This is a genomic window from Pedobacter steynii, assembly GCF_900103665.1.
Classification (GTDB): domain Bacteria; phylum Bacteroidota; class Bacteroidia; order Sphingobacteriales; family Sphingobacteriaceae; genus Pedobacter; species Pedobacter steynii.
Map to the genome: position 1 here is coordinate 1 of NZ_FNGY01000020.1, position 17,002 is coordinate 17,002.

Sequence of the window (17,002 nt, forward strand, 5' to 3'; positions counted from 1 at the left end):
AGCAAGGACGCGGCAGCTGATGGCATAAATTGAAACTATATAAAAATACAAAGCTATATTTTTAATACTTGCTCCACAACTTTTGGCATTGATCCATTTATTTTTCTTCGAGTACACCTGAAACCTATTGACCCTGGTCCGCTACACGGATAAAAAACGCTTAAAATAAAAAACCCGATCTGAAGGGATCGGGTTTAGTTTTGTGCGGAAGAAGGGACTCGAACCCCCACGCCGTGAAGCGCCAGATCCTAAGTCTGGTGCGGCTACCAATTACGCCACTTCCGCAGTTAGGATGTCATTGTTTTGGATTGCAAAGATAGATATTGTTTCTAAAACTCAAAACTCTTTTCCAATTAATTTCAATAGTTAAAGCTAACATATTGATCTTATACGCTTTAAATTTCAATCTTTTTTTCCTTTCCTCAAGAGCAGAGGTTCGCCCAGGCAAAACTCAATACAATTCCTTTTGAAACTGGAAAAAATATTGAACTGCCTTTACCAGCCGGCTGCCATACCAGGAAAACATTTCTCCATCCACCAGCAGGACTTTCGCTTCCGGCAGAACTGCACTGATTTCTTCCAGGTGCTTTTCTTTAAAGGGATAAGGTTCTGAAGACAGAAATACCAGTTCCGGCTTCAACAGGCGAAGTTCTTCCATGCTCATTTCAGGATACCGGCTTTCTTTGACCACATTGTTAAGCCCATTTACAGCCAGCAAGTGATTGATAAATGTATTCCTTCCGGCAAACATATATGGATTTTTCCAGATCAGATAAGCCACACTTTTATTCAGGTTATTTTGCAACGCCAGGGTTTGAAGGTCATTAAATCCGGCATTGATCAAATGATTCAGGTAAGCCGCTTCAGGTTCACGGTCTACCAGGGCCCCAATTTGACTGATGGTTTTCTTTGCATCTTCCAGGTCATAAATATCACTCATCCAAACCGGGAACTCTTCCATGAGCGCTTCTATCTGCAACTGCTCATTTTCTTCTTTATTACCAATGATAAGATCAGGCTTTAAGCTGCGGATCAGATCCAGGTTTAATTTCTTTGTCCCCCCTATTTTGGTCTTTTCCTTAAATTTGGATTCCGGATGAACACAAAATTTAGTAATCCCAATCACTTCTGCATCCAGGCCCAGATCAAACAACAATTCTGTTTGAGAAGGAACCAGAGAGATGATTCTTTTTGGCGGATAACTGACACTTATCGTCCGGTTAAGCTGATCTGTAAAACTGCGCTGCATGCTGCAAAGATAAGCTACTCGTACTTTAATGCATCCACAGGATTTGATTTTGCAGCACGGTAGGCTTGCCAGCTCACTGTCAAAAGGGCAATCATCACCGTTGAAACCCCTGTAGTCACAAATACCGGCCAGCCTATGGAAATATCAAGACTGTTTTCACAAAATTGACAGACAACAATTGCACAATTCCAGACACAGAAGCCCCCAGAACTTTACGGACGCCTATTTCTTTTGCCCGCTGTTCTGCACTAAAAGCGGACAAGCCAAACAAACCGAGACAGGAAATAAATATCGCAAGGCCTCCAAACAGATTCCTTAAAGCAATCTTGAAATTGAGAATATACATTTCCTTCGGCTTAATGGTGATTAAAAATCCTTTACACGCCCTGCGGAACGGCAATATCTTCCTTAATCACCCCATCCAGCAAGTGTAAAATCCGGCTTCCATATGCTGCATTGACTTCCGAATGTGTCACCTGAATGATGGTAATATTCTCTTCTTCATTCAGTTTCTTAAACAACTCCATAATCTGAAGTGCCTGTGGAGATTGCAGGTTTCCTGTTGGTTCATCCGCCAGGATAATGGAAGGCTGTGCGACTAAAGCTCTGGCGATCCCCACCAACTGTTGTTGTCCACCGGAAAGCTGATTGGGAAACAGATCCTTTTTAGCGACCATATTAAAACGATCCAGAACATCTGCAACCCTGCTTTTTCGTTCTGCACTACTTACCTTTTTATACAACAAAGGGGCTTCAATATTCTCAGCAACCGTCATTTCATCGATCAAATGGTAAGCCTGAAATACAAAACCAATATGGTTTCTGTACAACTCAATACGTTTCCGTTCGTTTAAAGAAACCACATCTTCTCCCATAAACTCGTATGCCCCATAAGTTGGCTCTTCGAGCATTCCCAGGATATTTAACAAAGTAGATTTTCCAGCTCCCGAGGGGCCCATGATCGAAACAAATTCACCTTGCTTAATGATGGTACTGACATGGCGCAGGATATAACTTTTAACTCCTTTATTCGCGTAGTATTTTTCTATATTTTTAAGCTCTATCATCTTTATATGTTTTATTTTTTTATCAAAAAAAGGCTATTCGTATTTCAGCGCATCTATTGGATTCGTATTGGCTGCTTTAAAAGAGCGCAGGCTCACCGTTACCAAGGTAATGATCACTGACAAAACCATAGCAATCATAAATGGCCAGATGCTGATTTCTATACGGTAAACGAATCCATTCAGCCATTTAGAGGCAAAAATATAAGCCAGTGGCCAGGCGGCGAGATTAGCAATCAGGACCATCCATAAAAAAGAACGGTTCAACATTTTCACCAATTCTAAAGTAGAAGCGCCCAGGACTTTACGTATGGCAATTTCCCGTGTTTTTTGTGTAGCGATAAATGACACCAGACCAAATAAGCCTATAAAAGAAATAAAGATCACCACTCCTGCAAACACTTTAAAAAGCACGCCCATTACTTGCTCTGTTCTGTAAAAGTTCTGGATATTCTCATCCAGGAACTTAGCTTCATAAACATCATCAGGGAAAGTAGTATTCCATTCCTGCTCCACCTTTTTCATCGTATTCATCATTTCCTTTATATCCATCTTTATCGCCATTGCAGCATATTCATTCTTATCTGAAAAAATAGCGATGGAAGAAATGGTACTCTTAAAAGTCATATTGTTAAAGTCTTTTACCACCCCTACTATTTTCTTAGGGCTGGCTCCGCCTCCCAAACCAATCGTTTTTCCAATCGCATCCGAAGGATTTGCAATCCCTAAAGTTTTCAGGAACTGCTCATTAACAACAAATTCTTTTAGGGTATCACTTTTTGATAAATTTCTACCGGCAATCAGCGGTAAATTAAAAGTCTTAAGGTAGTGTTCATCTGCCTGTTTGATGTTCAACTGGGTCTTTTCATCTTCAGGACGATCATCGTACTTAAAACTGATGGTTCTGTTACCTGATGAAATTGGTGCAGCACTTGTGAGGCTAATGTCCCGGACCCCTGGCAATTGAAGTAACCGCTCCCTGAGCGATTCGTATTTTAACCTGCTGAGGCTATCTCCGGGAATATTGACCATGGAAACAGCTTTTGTATCAAACCCAAGGGATTTTTCCCTCATATATTCCATTTGCCTAACCACCACCAAGGTAGCAATGATCAGAACTGCAGTAATGGTAAATTGTGCAACAACCAAAACCTTTCTCAACCCTAATCCTCCTGCACTGGCAGAGCTAATCTTATTCTTTATCGCCAATGCCGGACTAAATCCTGACATGATCAGGGCAGGATAAAGTCCCGCAAGGAAGCTTACGAACACGACTAAAATGAGCATAAACACAAAAATAACCGGCTCTGTGAAAAGGTGGAAAGACACATTAATTTCCATCAGACTTTCCATCTTAGGGATCACCAACTCTGTCAGCACACAGGCAATACCCAAAGAAATAACGGTGATTAAAGCAGTCTCGCTTAGAAATTGCCAGATAAGCTGCTTCCGTCTACTACCCATAACTTTTCTAATTCCAACTTCTTTAGAGCGACTGATTGCTTGTGCAGTAGCGAGATTGACAAAGTTGATACATGCCGTAATCAGTAGAAAAAGACCAATTACCCCCAGGCCGATCAATTCTTTATAAGCCACTGTCTTATACCTGAAATTACTAAAGCGTGCATCATGGTGTACTTCGGAAAGCGGTTGAAAATAATGTTTTTCTTTAGCCGCCGACTTCTCTATATAATGCTTATCAATAAACTGCTTTAATGGCTTCTCCAGATCTGCAGCCTTCAGGTCTTCTCTCAATAAACCATAACCTTCTGACCTGTTGGTTACCCAACCCCATTCCTTACCGAATTTATCTTCAAAAGAAGCATAAGAAAATACAACCTCAAAAGGAAAGCTGCTGTTCTCCGGAAAATCCTTAAATACGCCGGTCACTTTGTAATCAGCCTTGTTGTCATAGCGGATACTTTTACCAATTGCATTTTTCCAGTTTCCAAAGTATTTTGCCGCTGTCTTTTCTGAAAGGCTTACCATATTCGGTTGCGAAAGCGCCTGCTCCGGCCTTCCCGAAAGCCATTCAATTTTAAAGATCTCAAAGAACTGGGGCTCCACATAAAAGATGTCCTGCCTCAATTTCATATCAGCGCCCCCTTCTTCATTTTTGATCTTCAGAATTCCTCCACCCTGATGGACAGCTGCAACTTTCTCAAATTCAGAAAAATCGTTCCGCATTGCGGGAATCAAGGGAATCGGAACTCCACTGGTAAAAAACTCTCCCTCTGGATATACCCAGGAAGAAACGATCCTGTAAATCCGATCTCTTTTTTCTTCTCCCTTGTCAAAACTCAGCTGAAACTTCAGAAAAATAAAGATCAGCAGGCAACCCGCTAATCCAATAGACAATCCAATGATGTTAATGGCGGTATATCCTTTATACTTCCAAAGGTTCCGCAGGGCGATCTTAAGGTTTAGTCTGAACATATCTTTAATATATAATTATGTTATTCATATTTCAAAGCGTCAACTGGATTTGCTTTTACGGCTTTCCTTGCCTGAATGCTTACGGTAAGAACCGTAAGAACCATACTGATGACTCCTGCAAACAAAAATGGCAATAAGGGAACATCTATTCTATAGGCAAATGTATCCAGCCATCTTGTAGCCACGATATAGGCGATTGGCCAGCCGATCAGGTTGGCAATTAAAACCACCCAAATGAAAAAGCTGTTTAATAACCGGAGCACCTGAAGGTCAGTTGCCCCTAAAATCTTTCTGACGGCAATTTCTTTTCTTCGGTTATTGGTCGTAAAAGCAGAGAAAGCAAAAAGGCCCAGAACTGCGATAAAAATCGTCAGCACCGTTGCGCCATAAAACACCGATTGAAGCTGCTCTTGTTTTTTAAATAACCGGCCATAAAGCTCATCCAGAAATTCATACCTGAAATCGTCTCCATCATGCTTATTCAAATCCTTCCAGTTTGTCTTTAAGGTGGCTAAAACAGCAGCCATTTTGTCCTGATCTACATTGACCATCAACATGTACTTCTCAGTACTGGCGATACAAGGATTTTTTATGGTATAAACAGTGGGCTCTACGGCCGTTTCAAAACCTTGTGCTTTAAAATCTTTGATCACGCCAACAATCCGATAATCCATCTTACAGCCTCTGATGGTCTTCCCAATCGGGTTGACTATACCGTATGCTGACACTGCACTTTCATTCAATACCACAGAATTTACCGTGTCGGTATTAAAGCTTTTAGAGAAAAATCTTCCTTCTTTAATTTTCAAATTAAGTGTTTCGAAGTAATCAAAATCCACAGTAATCATGTCTAAGCCTTGTTCCTTTCCTTCAAAAGAATAGTTACTTTTTGCAGCTTTGGAGCCATCAGGAATATTTGAGGTTGCCGTAAAAGAATTTACGCCCGGTATTTCATTCACCTTTGCCTTCAGTTGCTCAAAATTGTTGCGATTAAACCAGGCCGTATTTTGAATATAAACCACTTGTGCTGGTTTAAAACCTGTATCTTCCGTCTTCATGTATTTCAACTGCGTGCTCACAATCAATAGACCCGCGATAAATACAATCGCTACACTAAACTGTGTCACCAACAGTGCATTTCTTAGCCAAAGGGTCTTATAACTCGTTTGCAGGTTTCCTTTTAAAACATCAGCAGGCCTAAAGCCAGACAACACCAATGCCGGGTAAACGCCCGAGATCAGTGTAATCACGATCAAAATAACAGGTAGCTGCCAGACCAGAGATCCATTGCCTTTCCATAGCGATAAAGAGGTCTCAAATAAGCCATTAAAATAAGGGAGGAACAACTCGGTCAGTGCCAATCCGATCACCAATGCTAAAAGACATTGCATCAGAATTTCAATCAAAAACTGAAAGATCAGATTCATGCGGTAAGCACCCAGCACTTTTTTCACTCCGACTTCTTTTGCCCTCCTGTTTGTCTGTGCGATGGTCAGGTTGGTGAAATTTATACAGGCAATCACGAGCACCAGTAAACCCAGCACTCCTAATGCCAGGACAATTTTATAATTGGTATTGTTTCCGGCAATGGGCTTCAAGTGTAAATTATCCAGAGGATCTAAAAAAATAACCGATCTTCCGGAAATCATCCTGTCATCGGCGCTCATCCCATTTTTAATCATCTCTTTTTTGAACAAACCATCGATCTTATGCTCAAGCTGAGCCACATCTGTGCCGGCCTTAACTTCGATATAAGTATGGTAATTCAAAGCCTTAGGGTCCTGAGTTGCGCCAACATCATTTAAAATAACCATCGCATCAAACTTTAAATTGGAGTGATCCGTGCGGTAGCTAATAATACCCTGGATATTTGCCGACTGCCCGGCGTTCTTGGGGCCAATGGACACCAAGCGGGGATACGTCAGATTCTTGCGGGGGAACAAGACATCGGCAAATTCCTGAGGTACATATAAATCATAGCCATCTGCAGCTGGCTTTTTTAAACCCTTATCTGGCCACAGATGAAACATCTTTGCCATTTCATAATCTACAGAGAGCACATTTTTACCGTAAACTCTTCCCTTATCCGTACTAAAGGCAAACTCAAAGTCTGTTTTTTTACTTCTTCCGACATTTTCAATCTCCGGAAAAGCATCTTTCATTGATGGCGCCAACGAGGCGGGGGTGTAATTTGTCTTCCCATCAGGCAGACTTCTTCCCACCAGATAAATGCGGTTATGGTTCGGAATATGATGGTCAAACGTGGTTTCAAAACCGACATACATCACCACCATGATAAATGCGGACAGTGCAATGGCTAAGCCGCCAATATTAATTGCCGTATATCCCTTATTCTTCCAAAGGTTTCGCAAAGCGATTTTAAGATTCAGTCTGAACATATTCCGGTAGCTATATTGTTTGGTCTATTCGTATTTTAAGGCATCAATGGGATTGGATTTTGCCACTTTGACCGACTGTGCACTCACAGTGAGGAATGCAATGAGCAAGGATAAACCGATGGCTATCGCAAAAGGAATAAAGGAAATACTGACCCTGAATTCAAAAGCAGACAACCATTTGTTAATCAAAATATAAGCCAGTGGAAAAGCAATCAGATTGGCAACTGCAACCAGCTTAATAAAATCTTTGTTCAGCAAGGTTAAAATATTCATCATACTTGCGCCGAGTACTTTGCGAATACTGATTTCCTTTTTGCGTTGTTCCGCCATGAATAAACTTAAGCCCAGCAGCCCCAGACAGGAGATAAAAATCGAGAATCCACCGAACCAGTTCGCCAGGATGCCCAATACCTTTTCATTCTGAAACTTGGCTTCAAAACTATCACTCAAAAATGTAGCCTCAACGGGAAAATCAGGATTCATCTCTTTGACCAGCCCTGTAATCTGCTGCATAGAAGTGCCAATGCTTTGCGAAGGGTTTAAACGCATTACCAATACCCCTTCTCCATCTGCAGTAGGATTAACCATCATAATCATGGGGGTTACAGTCTGATAAGGTGTTTCCATAACGAAATCTTTCAGCACGCCGATGATCGTCATTGGATTACCTCCCCAGGTAATCACTGTACCCACCGGATTTGATAAGTTCATTACTTTCACTGCTGATTCATTGATAATGACATTTGAACTGTCTGTGTATTTAGGTGAAAATTCTCTCCCCATCATCATCTTCGTGCCCAGAGTGGCCACGAAATCGTAATAAGTATACCTAAAGTTAATCAGGACATCCTCTTTTGGATTTTTACCCGGCCAGCTCACTCCGGAGGTATTGTTTCCTCCCTGACTTAAGCTTCTGCTGAATACACTCGCATTGATTACTGCCCCTGACTTCAGCAGCTGTTCCCGGAGTAATTTCATCTTTCCATCACGCTGTAATTTACCCTCAACTGGGATTTCGACCAATCCGGCCCTATTGTATCCCACAGGTTTATTCTTAATGAAATTCAATTGCTGATAGATCACTACCGTGCATATGATTAAACAAACTGCAAATACAAATTGAAAAACCACCAAGACTTTCCTGATGGATAAGGAAGAATTTCCGGGCAGATTGAATCCTTTCAACACCTTCACCGGATTAAAAGAAGAGAGGTAAAAAGCCGGATAACTCCCCGCAACCAAACCAGTAAACAGGGTCAGCCCGATCAGCGCAGACCAAAACGTCCAGTCTCTATAATTGATCGCCAGATTTGTATTTAAAACACCATTAAAGTAGGTAAGACTCAGCTCCATTAACATAAAGGCCACTACCATCCCAAAACAGGCAAGCAATATAGATTCCAGCATAAACTGGCCGACCAATGACTTCCTCGCCGCACCAATCGCCTTACGTACCCCTACTTCTTTTGCACGTTTCTCAGATCTTGCCGTAGAAAGGTTCATAAAATTAATGCAGGCGATCAACAGAATACAAAAGGCAAGCAATAAGAAAATCCTAAGGGTATCAATCTTACCGCCAACTGATTTTCCATTCTCAAATTTATCATACAGGTGCCATTTTGATAAGGGGTGGATCGAGGCAAAATTCCTGCTTTCCTTCAGATTCCGCTTATAAACGCCATTGATTTCTGCATTTACCCTTTCAGAAAAGTCATTGTCCTGAAGTTGCAGTACAGTAAGGCAATAATTATTACCCCAATCTCTTTCATTTCCCTTTGCCCATGGATTTTCCTTTAAAAACATCTCCCAGGAACCCAGGTAATCAAACTGAAGGCTGCTGGTAACGGGGACATCTTCGATCACACCTTCTACAATCAGTTCTTCCTTTCCACCCATTTTAACCGTTTTATTGATCGGATTTTCATTTCCAAACAGGATTTTCGCCATACGCTCGGTGAGTACTACAGAGTTTGGATGTTTCAGCATCTGATCCCTGTTTCCCTGTAAGACCTTATAATCAAAAACCTTAAGAAAAGCAGTATCCGTAAACATCGCCTTTTTCTTGAAATTCTGATGGTTATAGCTAATCAGATGTTCAGCAGGATAAGTCGATCTTGAAACTCTGGCTATCCCTGGTATTTTGGTCCGCAGCTCCTCAGCCATCACGCCCGGTGTCCAGCTGAAGCTCACGATGCGATCTTCGCTTTTCTGATGGTTATAAACAACATAAGTACGGTCGTATCCGCTCGTGTGTTTATCGAAGCTCCATTCGTAGGCCACATACAGCAACAGAATCATACAACTAGCCAGACCGATCGCCAGACCGCCGACATTGATCAAAGTATATCCCTTGTTTTTCCAAAGGTTTCGCAAAGCGATTTTTAAGTTGAGTCTGAACATATTATATAATTTGACTATTCATATTTAAGGGCATCAACAGGCTTGGCATTCGCTGTTTTAAAGGTCTGAAGACTTACCGTAAGCACAGTGATCAATACAGAGATGATACTCGCAAAAACAAATGGCCATACGGTGATGCTGGTCCGGTACGCAAAGCCAGATAACCAGTTACTGGATAAAATATAGGCAACCGGAATGGCGATGAGGTTCGCGATGACAACCAATACTAAAAAGCTCTTATTGATCAGTCTCAGTATGTCCGTTGTCTCTGCTCCTAAAACCTTTCTTACTCCAATTTCCTTGGTACGCTCCTGAACGGAGAATGAAGCCAGCGCAAATAAACCCAATACAGCAATCGCCAGCGTAACATAGGTAAAGATATTAAAGAGCTTATCCAGCCTGATATACTGCACATAAACCTGCGCAAAACTTTGATCCAGCCAGGTGTATTGAAAAGGAAAAGGCTCCACAGCTGTCCATACTTTTTTGAGCGCTTCAAGCGTCACCTGTGTATTTGCCCCATCCATTTTTAAAATCACATGATCAGCAGAATTTGTTCCCCTTCCTTCCACTACAAATGCAGTGGGTTCAGCGGCAGTTTCCATTCCTTTCTGAATATGGTCTTTAACCACGCCAATAATAACCCTATCGTTAATCCATTTGCTTCCGATCAGCTTTTGTAAACCATATTTTTTAACGGCAGATTCATTCACTACGATGGCATTGCTATCCGTAGCAAATTTATCCGAGAACACACGTCCTCTTTGAGCAGGCATTCCCATCACCTTGAAATAATCAAAATCAACCGTAATGGTGCTTAGATTGGAGACCTTTCCTCCATTAAAATCACGGTCAATCACCTGCATTGCTTTCACACCCGGGTAGTAGTTCACACGGCTCACCGCATTTATTCCGGGTACTTTGAGCAACCGTTCTTTGATCTGACTGAAATTTCTTCTGTTGTCGCCTTTCCTAACCTTAAACACCAGCACATGATCCTTTTTGAAACCCGCATCCTGATTTTTGATGTAAGTCACCTGCTGACGAATGATCATCAAAGCCACCATAAACACGGTTGCCACAATAAACTGTACGGAAATAAGCGTTTTACGCATCCATAAACTGCCCGTTCCTCTGGAGAAGTTTCCTTTCAAAACCTTTACAGGTTCGTAGCTCGACAGAAAAAATGCGGCATAACCACCAGCAAGAATGACAACAAATGTCATCACCAAAGAGAGCTGAATGATCAGCTGTCCCGGATTTGAATAACTCAGGAGAGAGAGTTTCACCTCCATTAACTGGTTCAGAACAGGCATCCCAACTTCTGCAATGGTCAGGGCCAATAACAAAGCCAACACACATTGGATCCCTGTTTCTGTAAGAAAGTAAGTAATCAGGTTGCTTCTTGCGGCTCCTAAAACTTTTCTGACCCCGGTTTCTTTAGCCCGCTTCACAGATTGTGCGATAGATAAATTGGTAAAATTAATACAGGCAATGATCAGCAACAAAGAAGAAAAGAGGACTAAAATCGTCACAATTTTAGCATTGCCTCTTTTGGTAGGATCCTGAGCGCTGCTGGCATGCAGGTAAAGATCGGGCACTGAAGTGAGGAACATCTCTACCTCTTTCAATCCCTGATCTTCCTTTACTATAGGAAGTTTTTTAAAAGTCTGGTTTAGCTTTCTTACGAAGGCTTCTTTATCCGTTCCTTCCTTCAATTTTAAGTACGTATAATAATTCCCGTTACCCCAGCCGTCACCAGGTGATGACTTTTTCACAAAACCATCGTGTTCCATGTGTTCCGGCGTATTGGGTTCCTCATATACGCCACTCACCACATATTGATCTTTGGTATTGATCAATAACGATTGCCCTACTGGATTTGCTTTTCCAAAGAACAGCTCACTTGTTTTCTGACTTAAAACAATCTGATTTGCCGATAGCAGTGATGTTTTCGCATCCCCATAGATAAATTTATAGGGAAACAGGTTAAACCAGGAACTATCTACCCCCATGATATGGTCTACAAAGTTTTCATTCTTATCCTTACTTACCAGTCGCTGTTTCATGTCCCAGACATAAAAACGACCGTAATCAACGATTTCCGGTAATACTTCTTTTAAAGCAGGCGCTAATTCAGCAGGGCTTGAAGAATATTCTTCCTGTCCAGGGCCCCATTTGATAGAAATCCGGTAAATGTCTTTTGCATCCGAATTCCAGGTATCGTAGCTCCGTTCATGGTTGGCAAACAACAGGATCATAATAAATCCTGCCAATCCAATAGAGAGTCCAAAAATATTTAAAGTAGAATAGCCCTTGTTTTTCCAAAGGTTTCGTAACGCTATTTTTAGATTGAGTCTGAACATGATAATACTTATATAAGTTCTTCTGTACGGTTCTTATTGATCTTTTCAGAGATCACGTGCCCATCTTTTAAGTTGATGATGCGGTTAGAAAAACTGGCATCATGAGAAGAGTGGGTCACCATCACAATCGTCGTCCCTGTTTCATTCAATTCACAAAGCAGCTCCATCACTTCATTACCATGGGAACTGTCCAGGTTTCCTGTAGGCTCATCCGCCAATACCAGTTTTGGCTTCGTCACCAATGCTCTGGCAACCGCCACACGTTGCTGTTGTCCACCTGAAAGCTGCTGAGGAAAGTGTCCACTTCTATTCACGATGTTCATCCTTTCGATAATCTCATTGACCAGCCGTTTACGTTCTGTAGCAGGTACCTTATTATAGATCAGGGGAAGCTCAATGTTTTCAAAAACAGTCAGCTCATCGATCAAATTGAAATTCTGGAACACAAATCCCATATTACGTTTCCTGAAGTTGGAGCGCTCCTTATCGTTTAATTTCAATAATTCAGTATCAATGAACTTATAACTGCCACTTTCTGGTTTATCCAACAGGCCCATTACATTTAGCAGGGTAGATTTTCCGCAGCCTGAAGGCCCCATAATAGAGACAAACTCCCCTTCTTTAACATGAAGGTTTATCCCATTTAAAGCGGTAGTCTCAATTTCTTCAGTTTTATAAACTTTTTCCAGGTTTTCTATTTTTATCATGGCTATATTTTTATCCGTTTAAGCGTTCTTTTTAAGGAAGGTTAGCGCCCCGGATCAACGCAAGAATCCTGGGCACACTAACCTAAATTTATGTCTTTAATGCACTATTTGCTAATTTCTACAATATCATACTGATTGAACTGATCGTAAGATGAAGTAATCACCTCCTCCTCTTTCTGTAGTCCTTCCAATACTTCATAGTACAGGAAGTTTTTACGTCCGATCTTCACATTTCTTTTTGTGGCCTTACCATTCTTCACCACAAACACCCAGGTGCCACCGGTACTTTGGAAAAATTGTCCCTGCGAGATGAGTAAAGATTTAGTGTTGTCAGACAAGGTGAGTTTCACCTGCATAGAAAGACCCCTTCTCAGCTCATCAGGAGATTTCCCCTCGAACACCAACTCCACCTGAAACTGCCCTGCAGTAACCTCTGGGATCACCTTTCTGACCGTCAATTTATAGGTCTTGCCATTAAACTCTACGTTAGCACTCTGCCCTTCTTTCACCCTGTTGATGTAATATTCGTCTACCCCTGCCTGCAATTTATAGCCTTGCAATACATCGATCTTACCCAACATTTCATTCGGGGCATAAGACTTCCCTGTTACCGGGTCATAAGAAGATAAACGTCCGGCCACAGGAGCTTTAATCGTCATATTCTCTATATTCTGTCTGATCGTTTCCAGGCTTTCATTCATCCTGCCAATGGAAATATCAATTTGTTTGAGTTGCATTACCCTTCCCTGATTCTCTTGTTTCACGGCCTGTTTCAGGATCGTCTTCCTGCCTTGGAAATATTCGTAATCCTGACTTGAAATATTAAATTCTTCACGGGTGATCACGTTTTTAGAAAATAAGGTGCTGTCGATTTTATACTTTCTGCTCGCAGTTCTCAAACTGTTTTCAATTACCATCATATCCTGGCTCATCACCCTCTGATTTTGTTCCAGATCCAGACGCAGCTTTCTCAATTGATTGATCTGCTCGGTAATGCTCGTTTCGCTGGAAGTATAATTAGATAAGGCATTCGGATTGGTGATCCTCAACAATGGAGTTCCTTTCACTACCGAAGCTCCGTTTTCAGTAAAGATCTCTGCTACGGTACCACCTTCCGGTGAACTTACAATTACAGAGGTTAAAGGGACTACGCTTGCATTGAGCAGTACAACATCCTCGAAATCCCCATATTGAACTTTGCTCACTGTGATTTTCTCTGCATCTGCTTTATATACCTTGTTTAATGAAAGGCTGTATCCATAGGCCACAAGTCCCACTAAAACTATCGCCCCTGCAATGGTTAATATTGTTTTTTTATTGAACCTCTTTTTCTCTATGATCTTATCCATTTTTGTATTACGCTTAGTGATTAGCCATAAGCCAAGGGTATGCCAATTGAAAAAAACATATTTATATCACTAATTATCAGTAAGTTAAATCAAAGATCAATCAAAAAGCGTTCATAATCGGACACTAGCTGTACAGCATCGAACAGTTTCTACTATTTTTGACCATTGCTTCTGCCTGGGCTTTTATAAGAAGCACCACCTTAGCTGATGCCGCTCCGGAAATTCAGGATTAAGGTAATGATGCCTGATGCCATATAATGAATAATAAGAAAACCAAACCGTACAGTTAAATTCATAAAAATGATAGATGCAAATGTTTTAGTAATCGATGACGATGACGACATCTTATTGAGTGCACGCTTATTCTTAAAACAACATTTCAATCAGGTCGTTACCTGTAAATCTCCTAAGGAAATCAATGTACTGCTCAGTCATAACGAGATAGACATTATCCTCCTGGACATGAATTATCAGAAAGGCGCGAGTAACGGACGTGAAGGGTTATACTGGCTGGAACATATCCTTTCCATTGATAAAGACTATGTCGTGATTTTAATGACAGCCTATGGAAATGTGGAGCTTGCTGTTCAGGCCATAAAAAAGGGGGCTACAGATTTTATTCTTAAACCCTGGGAAAATGAAAAGCTGTTCGCTACCCTATCGGCGGCATCCCGTTTAAGGCAATCCAACAAAAAGGTCAAGAAACTGGAAAAGATCCATTCCTCTTTACAAAAGGATCAGGCCAGGCAGTTCGAGCATATTGTTGGCAATTCAGCTCCCATTAAACACCTGCAAAATACCCTCGTTAAAGTGGCACCAACGGATGCCAATGTCCTGATTCTGGGAGAAAACGGGACAGGGAAACAGGTTTTCGCTTATGAGTTGCACAAGCATTCTCTACGAAAAAATCATATTTTCATGCATGTAGATCTGGGTTCCCTGAATGAGAATCTTTTCGAAAGCGAACTCTTTGGTTATGCAAAAGGGGCGTTTACAGACGCCAAAGACGATAAACCGGGCAGGTTTGAACTGGCAGATGGAGGAACGATATTTTTAGATGAGATTGGAAATCTATCTCAACCGCTGCAGGCAAAATTGTTAAGTGTACTGCAAAACAGAACGGTTACCCGTCTGGGAGAGAGCAAAGAACGCAAGGTCAATGTGCGGCTAATTACGGCCACGAATATGCCACTCCATGAAATGGTGACCAAAGGAACATTCAGACAGGATTTACTGTTCCGGATCAATACTGTAGAGCTATTGCTTCCAGGTCTGGCACAACGTGGTGAAGACATTATTCTGCTGGCAAACCACTTTCTCCATAGCTTCAGTACCAAATACCATAAAAGCCTGTATAAATTCGAGGCCAAAGCCGAGAGCCTGTTGTTAGGCTACCACTGGCCGGGAAATGTACGGGAACTCCAACATGTAATTGAACGTGCAGTGATCATGGCTGATGGCATGGAAATCAGTGCAGGCGATCTACAATTAAGCCCTCAGAAATTCGGAGGAAATACCATTATCCAACCGGAAATGGGATTGGAAGAAATGGAAAAACTCATGGTTCAGAAAGCAATAGACAAACATAAAGGCAATATTTCCAGAGCCGCCCTTGAACTTGGTCTCACCCGTGCGGCACTATACAGACGCATAGAAAAATTTGACCTATGACCTTTTATAACCGTTTCACTTTCCGTTTAATCAGTCGTCTGGTCCTGATCAATGTATTGGGCATCTTGTTGTACTACCTGATCAAAAAAACGGAACTCTGGTTTACCATTGCAGGATTAAGTATCCTGCTGATCTCGGCCCTGCTGAATTTATACTTTTATATCAACCAGATCAGGGAAGACATCAAGCGTTTTATCCTTGCGGTAAAAACCCGCGACAGCACCCTGAACTTCCGAAATAAAGCCACAAAAGGGAGTTTCCCTGAACTTTATGAGTCCTTCAACGACATCATACAAACCCAAAAGGACATACAGCTGGAAAAAGATTCCATGTTTCAACTCATCAAAACCATTCTGGAACAGGTTCCGGTTGGTGTAATCGTGATCAAAGACAATGTACAGGATGCCAGGCAAACAGAAATTGTCTTTTTTAACCAGGCGGCAACCAGTTTATTAGGCATTCCAACCTATAAATACTGGCACCGCGTTGCAAAACACAGCCCGGATTTTTCGAAAGAGATCGAAGCAATTGGCAAAGGTGGAAAGCGTTTTATGGAACTGAAAATTCAGGACAAGCTCATCCAGCTGTCGACCGAAGTGATCCCGCTTAATTTGTACATGACAGATTATACGATCATCTCTTTTCAAAATATTAAAGATGAAATTGAGCAAAAGGAAAGTGAGGCATGGAACAGGTTGATTGGTGTCATCTCTCATGAGATTCTCAATTCCATTACCCCGATCAGCTCTTTATCAGATACGGTGAACAGCATGATTTCAAATAAGGAAACCTTAAGTCATGAGGACCTTGAAGATTTAAAGCCGGCCATAAAAACGATCAAAAGAAGGTCTGAAGGTCTACTGGATTTCGTAAAGGACTACCGCCTCATTGCAGAGCTTCCTACACCCGATCTGGAATACCATACCATCGGAGAAATCCTGCAACACATCAAAGTACTGATGCAGCCTTTTGCCAATGGCAGGAACATCATGTTGAAAGTAGAACAAACCTCTTCGAAAATCACCATACAAATGGATTTGAAACTCGTGGAGCAGGCGCTGATTAATCTGGTAACCAACAGCATTTATGCTTTGGACGAAGCGGAACACCCGGTGATCGAAATCAACTACCGACTGGATCAGAACAAGTTATACCTGGAAGTAACGGATAATGGCAAGGGCATCGACGCGGAACTGATTGAGAAAATCTTTGTACCCTTCTTTACGACCAGAAAAAATGGTTCGGGTATTGGCCTGACCATTACCCGAAACATTATGAAGATGCACCATGGAAGCCTTGAAGTGAACTCTATCCCTTTTGAAAAGACGGTGTTCTCATTGGTCTTCCGGTATCAGTAAGGG

The 17,002-nt window shown here is 41.6% G+C and carries 10 protein-coding genes, 1 tRNA gene and 1 pseudogene; 2 read left to right on the forward strand and 10 right to left on the reverse strand.

Going from position 1 to position 17,002, the window contains the following annotated elements:
• Window positions 1-203 precede the first annotated feature (203 nt).
• From BLQ87_RS32340 to BLQ87_RS32385, 10 genes and pseudogenes are all read right to left on the reverse strand, one after another.
• Window positions 204-285: transfer RNA gene (locus BLQ87_RS32340), tRNA-Leu, on the reverse strand.
• A gap of 166 nt (window positions 286-451) precedes the next feature.
• Complete coding sequence (locus BLQ87_RS32345; RefSeq protein ID WP_074613045.1) at window positions 452-1,249, reverse strand: ABC transporter substrate-binding protein; 798 nt, start codon at window positions 1,247-1,249, stop codon at window positions 452-454.
• Between the two features lie 142 nt (window positions 1,250-1,391).
• Window positions 1,392-1,562 (reverse strand): annotated as a pseudogene (locus BLQ87_RS34215) (ABC transporter permease); the annotation flags it as partial.
• 64 nt (window positions 1,563-1,626) lie between these two features.
• Complete coding sequence (locus BLQ87_RS32355; RefSeq protein ID WP_074613047.1) at window positions 1,627-2,316, reverse strand: ABC transporter ATP-binding protein; 690 nt, start codon at window positions 2,314-2,316, stop codon at window positions 1,627-1,629.
• A gap of 33 nt (window positions 2,317-2,349) precedes the next feature.
• Window positions 2,350-4,749 carry an ABC transporter permease gene (locus BLQ87_RS32360; protein WP_074613048.1) on the reverse strand — a complete coding sequence of 800 codons (2,400 nt, stop codon included), beginning with the start codon at window positions 4,747-4,749 and terminating at the stop codon, window positions 2,350-2,352.
• A 20-nt stretch (window positions 4,750-4,769) separates the two neighbouring features.
• Window positions 4,770-7,148, reverse strand: a complete 2,379-nt coding sequence (locus BLQ87_RS32365; protein ID WP_074613049.1) for an ABC transporter permease — start codon at window positions 7,146-7,148, stop codon at window positions 4,770-4,772.
• Between the two features lie 24 nt (window positions 7,149-7,172).
• Entirely contained in the window at window positions 7,173-9,548 is a 2,376-nt protein-coding gene (locus tag BLQ87_RS32370; RefSeq protein WP_074613050.1) for an ABC transporter permease, read from the reverse strand.
• A 14-nt stretch (window positions 9,549-9,562) separates the two neighbouring features.
• Entirely contained in the window at window positions 9,563-11,914 is a 2,352-nt protein-coding gene (locus BLQ87_RS32375) for an ABC transporter permease (protein ID WP_074613051.1), read from the reverse strand.
• 8 nt (window positions 11,915-11,922) lie between these two features.
• On the reverse strand, window positions 11,923-12,621 hold the full coding sequence (locus BLQ87_RS32380) for an ABC transporter ATP-binding protein (protein WP_073230917.1): 699 nt from the start codon (window positions 12,619-12,621) through the stop codon (window positions 11,923-11,925).
• A gap of 104 nt (window positions 12,622-12,725) precedes the next feature.
• Window positions 12,726-13,970, reverse strand: a complete 1,245-nt coding sequence (locus BLQ87_RS32385; protein WP_074613052.1) for an efflux RND transporter periplasmic adaptor subunit — start codon at window positions 13,968-13,970, stop codon at window positions 12,726-12,728.
• 300 nt (window positions 13,971-14,270) lie between these two features.
• Here BLQ87_RS32385 and BLQ87_RS32390 point away from each other — a divergent pair, with 300 nt between their 5' ends.
• Both BLQ87_RS32390 and BLQ87_RS32395 read left to right on the forward strand, forming a co-directional pair.
• Window positions 14,271-15,641, forward strand: a complete 1,371-nt coding sequence (locus BLQ87_RS32390) for a sigma-54-dependent transcriptional regulator (RefSeq protein ID WP_074613053.1) — start codon at window positions 14,271-14,273, stop codon at window positions 15,639-15,641.
• Entirely contained in the window at window positions 15,638-16,999 is a 1,362-nt protein-coding gene (locus BLQ87_RS32395; RefSeq protein ID WP_074613054.1) for a sensor histidine kinase, read from the forward strand. Before BLQ87_RS32390 ends, BLQ87_RS32395 begins: the two co-directional genes overlap by 4 nt.
• Window positions 17,000-17,002 lie beyond the last annotated feature (3 nt).

Excerpts from the sequence above, each read along its gene's own strand:
- BLQ87_RS32345 (WP_074613045.1), bottom strand. The coding sequence starts at position 1,249 with ATGCAGCGCAGTTTTACAGATCAGCTTAACCGGACGATAAGTGTCAGT.
- BLQ87_RS32355 (WP_074613047.1), bottom strand. The coding sequence starts at position 2,316 with ATGATAGAGCTTAAAAATATAGAAAAATACTACGCGAATAAAGGAGTT.
- BLQ87_RS32360 (WP_074613048.1), bottom strand. The coding sequence starts at position 4,749 with ATGTTCAGACTAAACCTTAAGATCGCCCTGCGGAACCTTTGGAAGTAT.
- BLQ87_RS32365 (WP_074613049.1), bottom strand. The coding sequence starts at position 7,148 with ATGTTCAGACTGAATCTTAAAATCGCTTTGCGAAACCTTTGGAAGAAT.
- BLQ87_RS32370 (WP_074613050.1), bottom strand. The coding sequence starts at position 9,548 with ATGTTCAGACTCAACTTAAAAATCGCTTTGCGAAACCTTTGGAAAAAC.
- BLQ87_RS32375 (WP_074613051.1), bottom strand. The coding sequence starts at position 11,914 with ATGTTCAGACTCAATCTAAAAATAGCGTTACGAAACCTTTGGAAAAAC.
- BLQ87_RS32380 (WP_073230917.1), bottom strand. The coding sequence starts at position 12,621 with ATGATAAAAATAGAAAACCTGGAAAAAGTTTATAAAACTGAAGAAATT.
- BLQ87_RS32385 (WP_074613052.1), bottom strand. The coding sequence starts at position 13,970 with ATGGATAAGATCATAGAGAAAAAGAGGTTCAATAAAAAAACAATATTA.
- BLQ87_RS32390 (WP_074613053.1), top strand. The coding sequence starts at position 14,271 with ATGATAGATGCAAATGTTTTAGTAATCGATGACGATGACGACATCTTA.
- BLQ87_RS32395 (WP_074613054.1), top strand. The coding sequence starts at position 15,638 with ATGACCTTTTATAACCGTTTCACTTTCCGTTTAATCAGTCGTCTGGTC.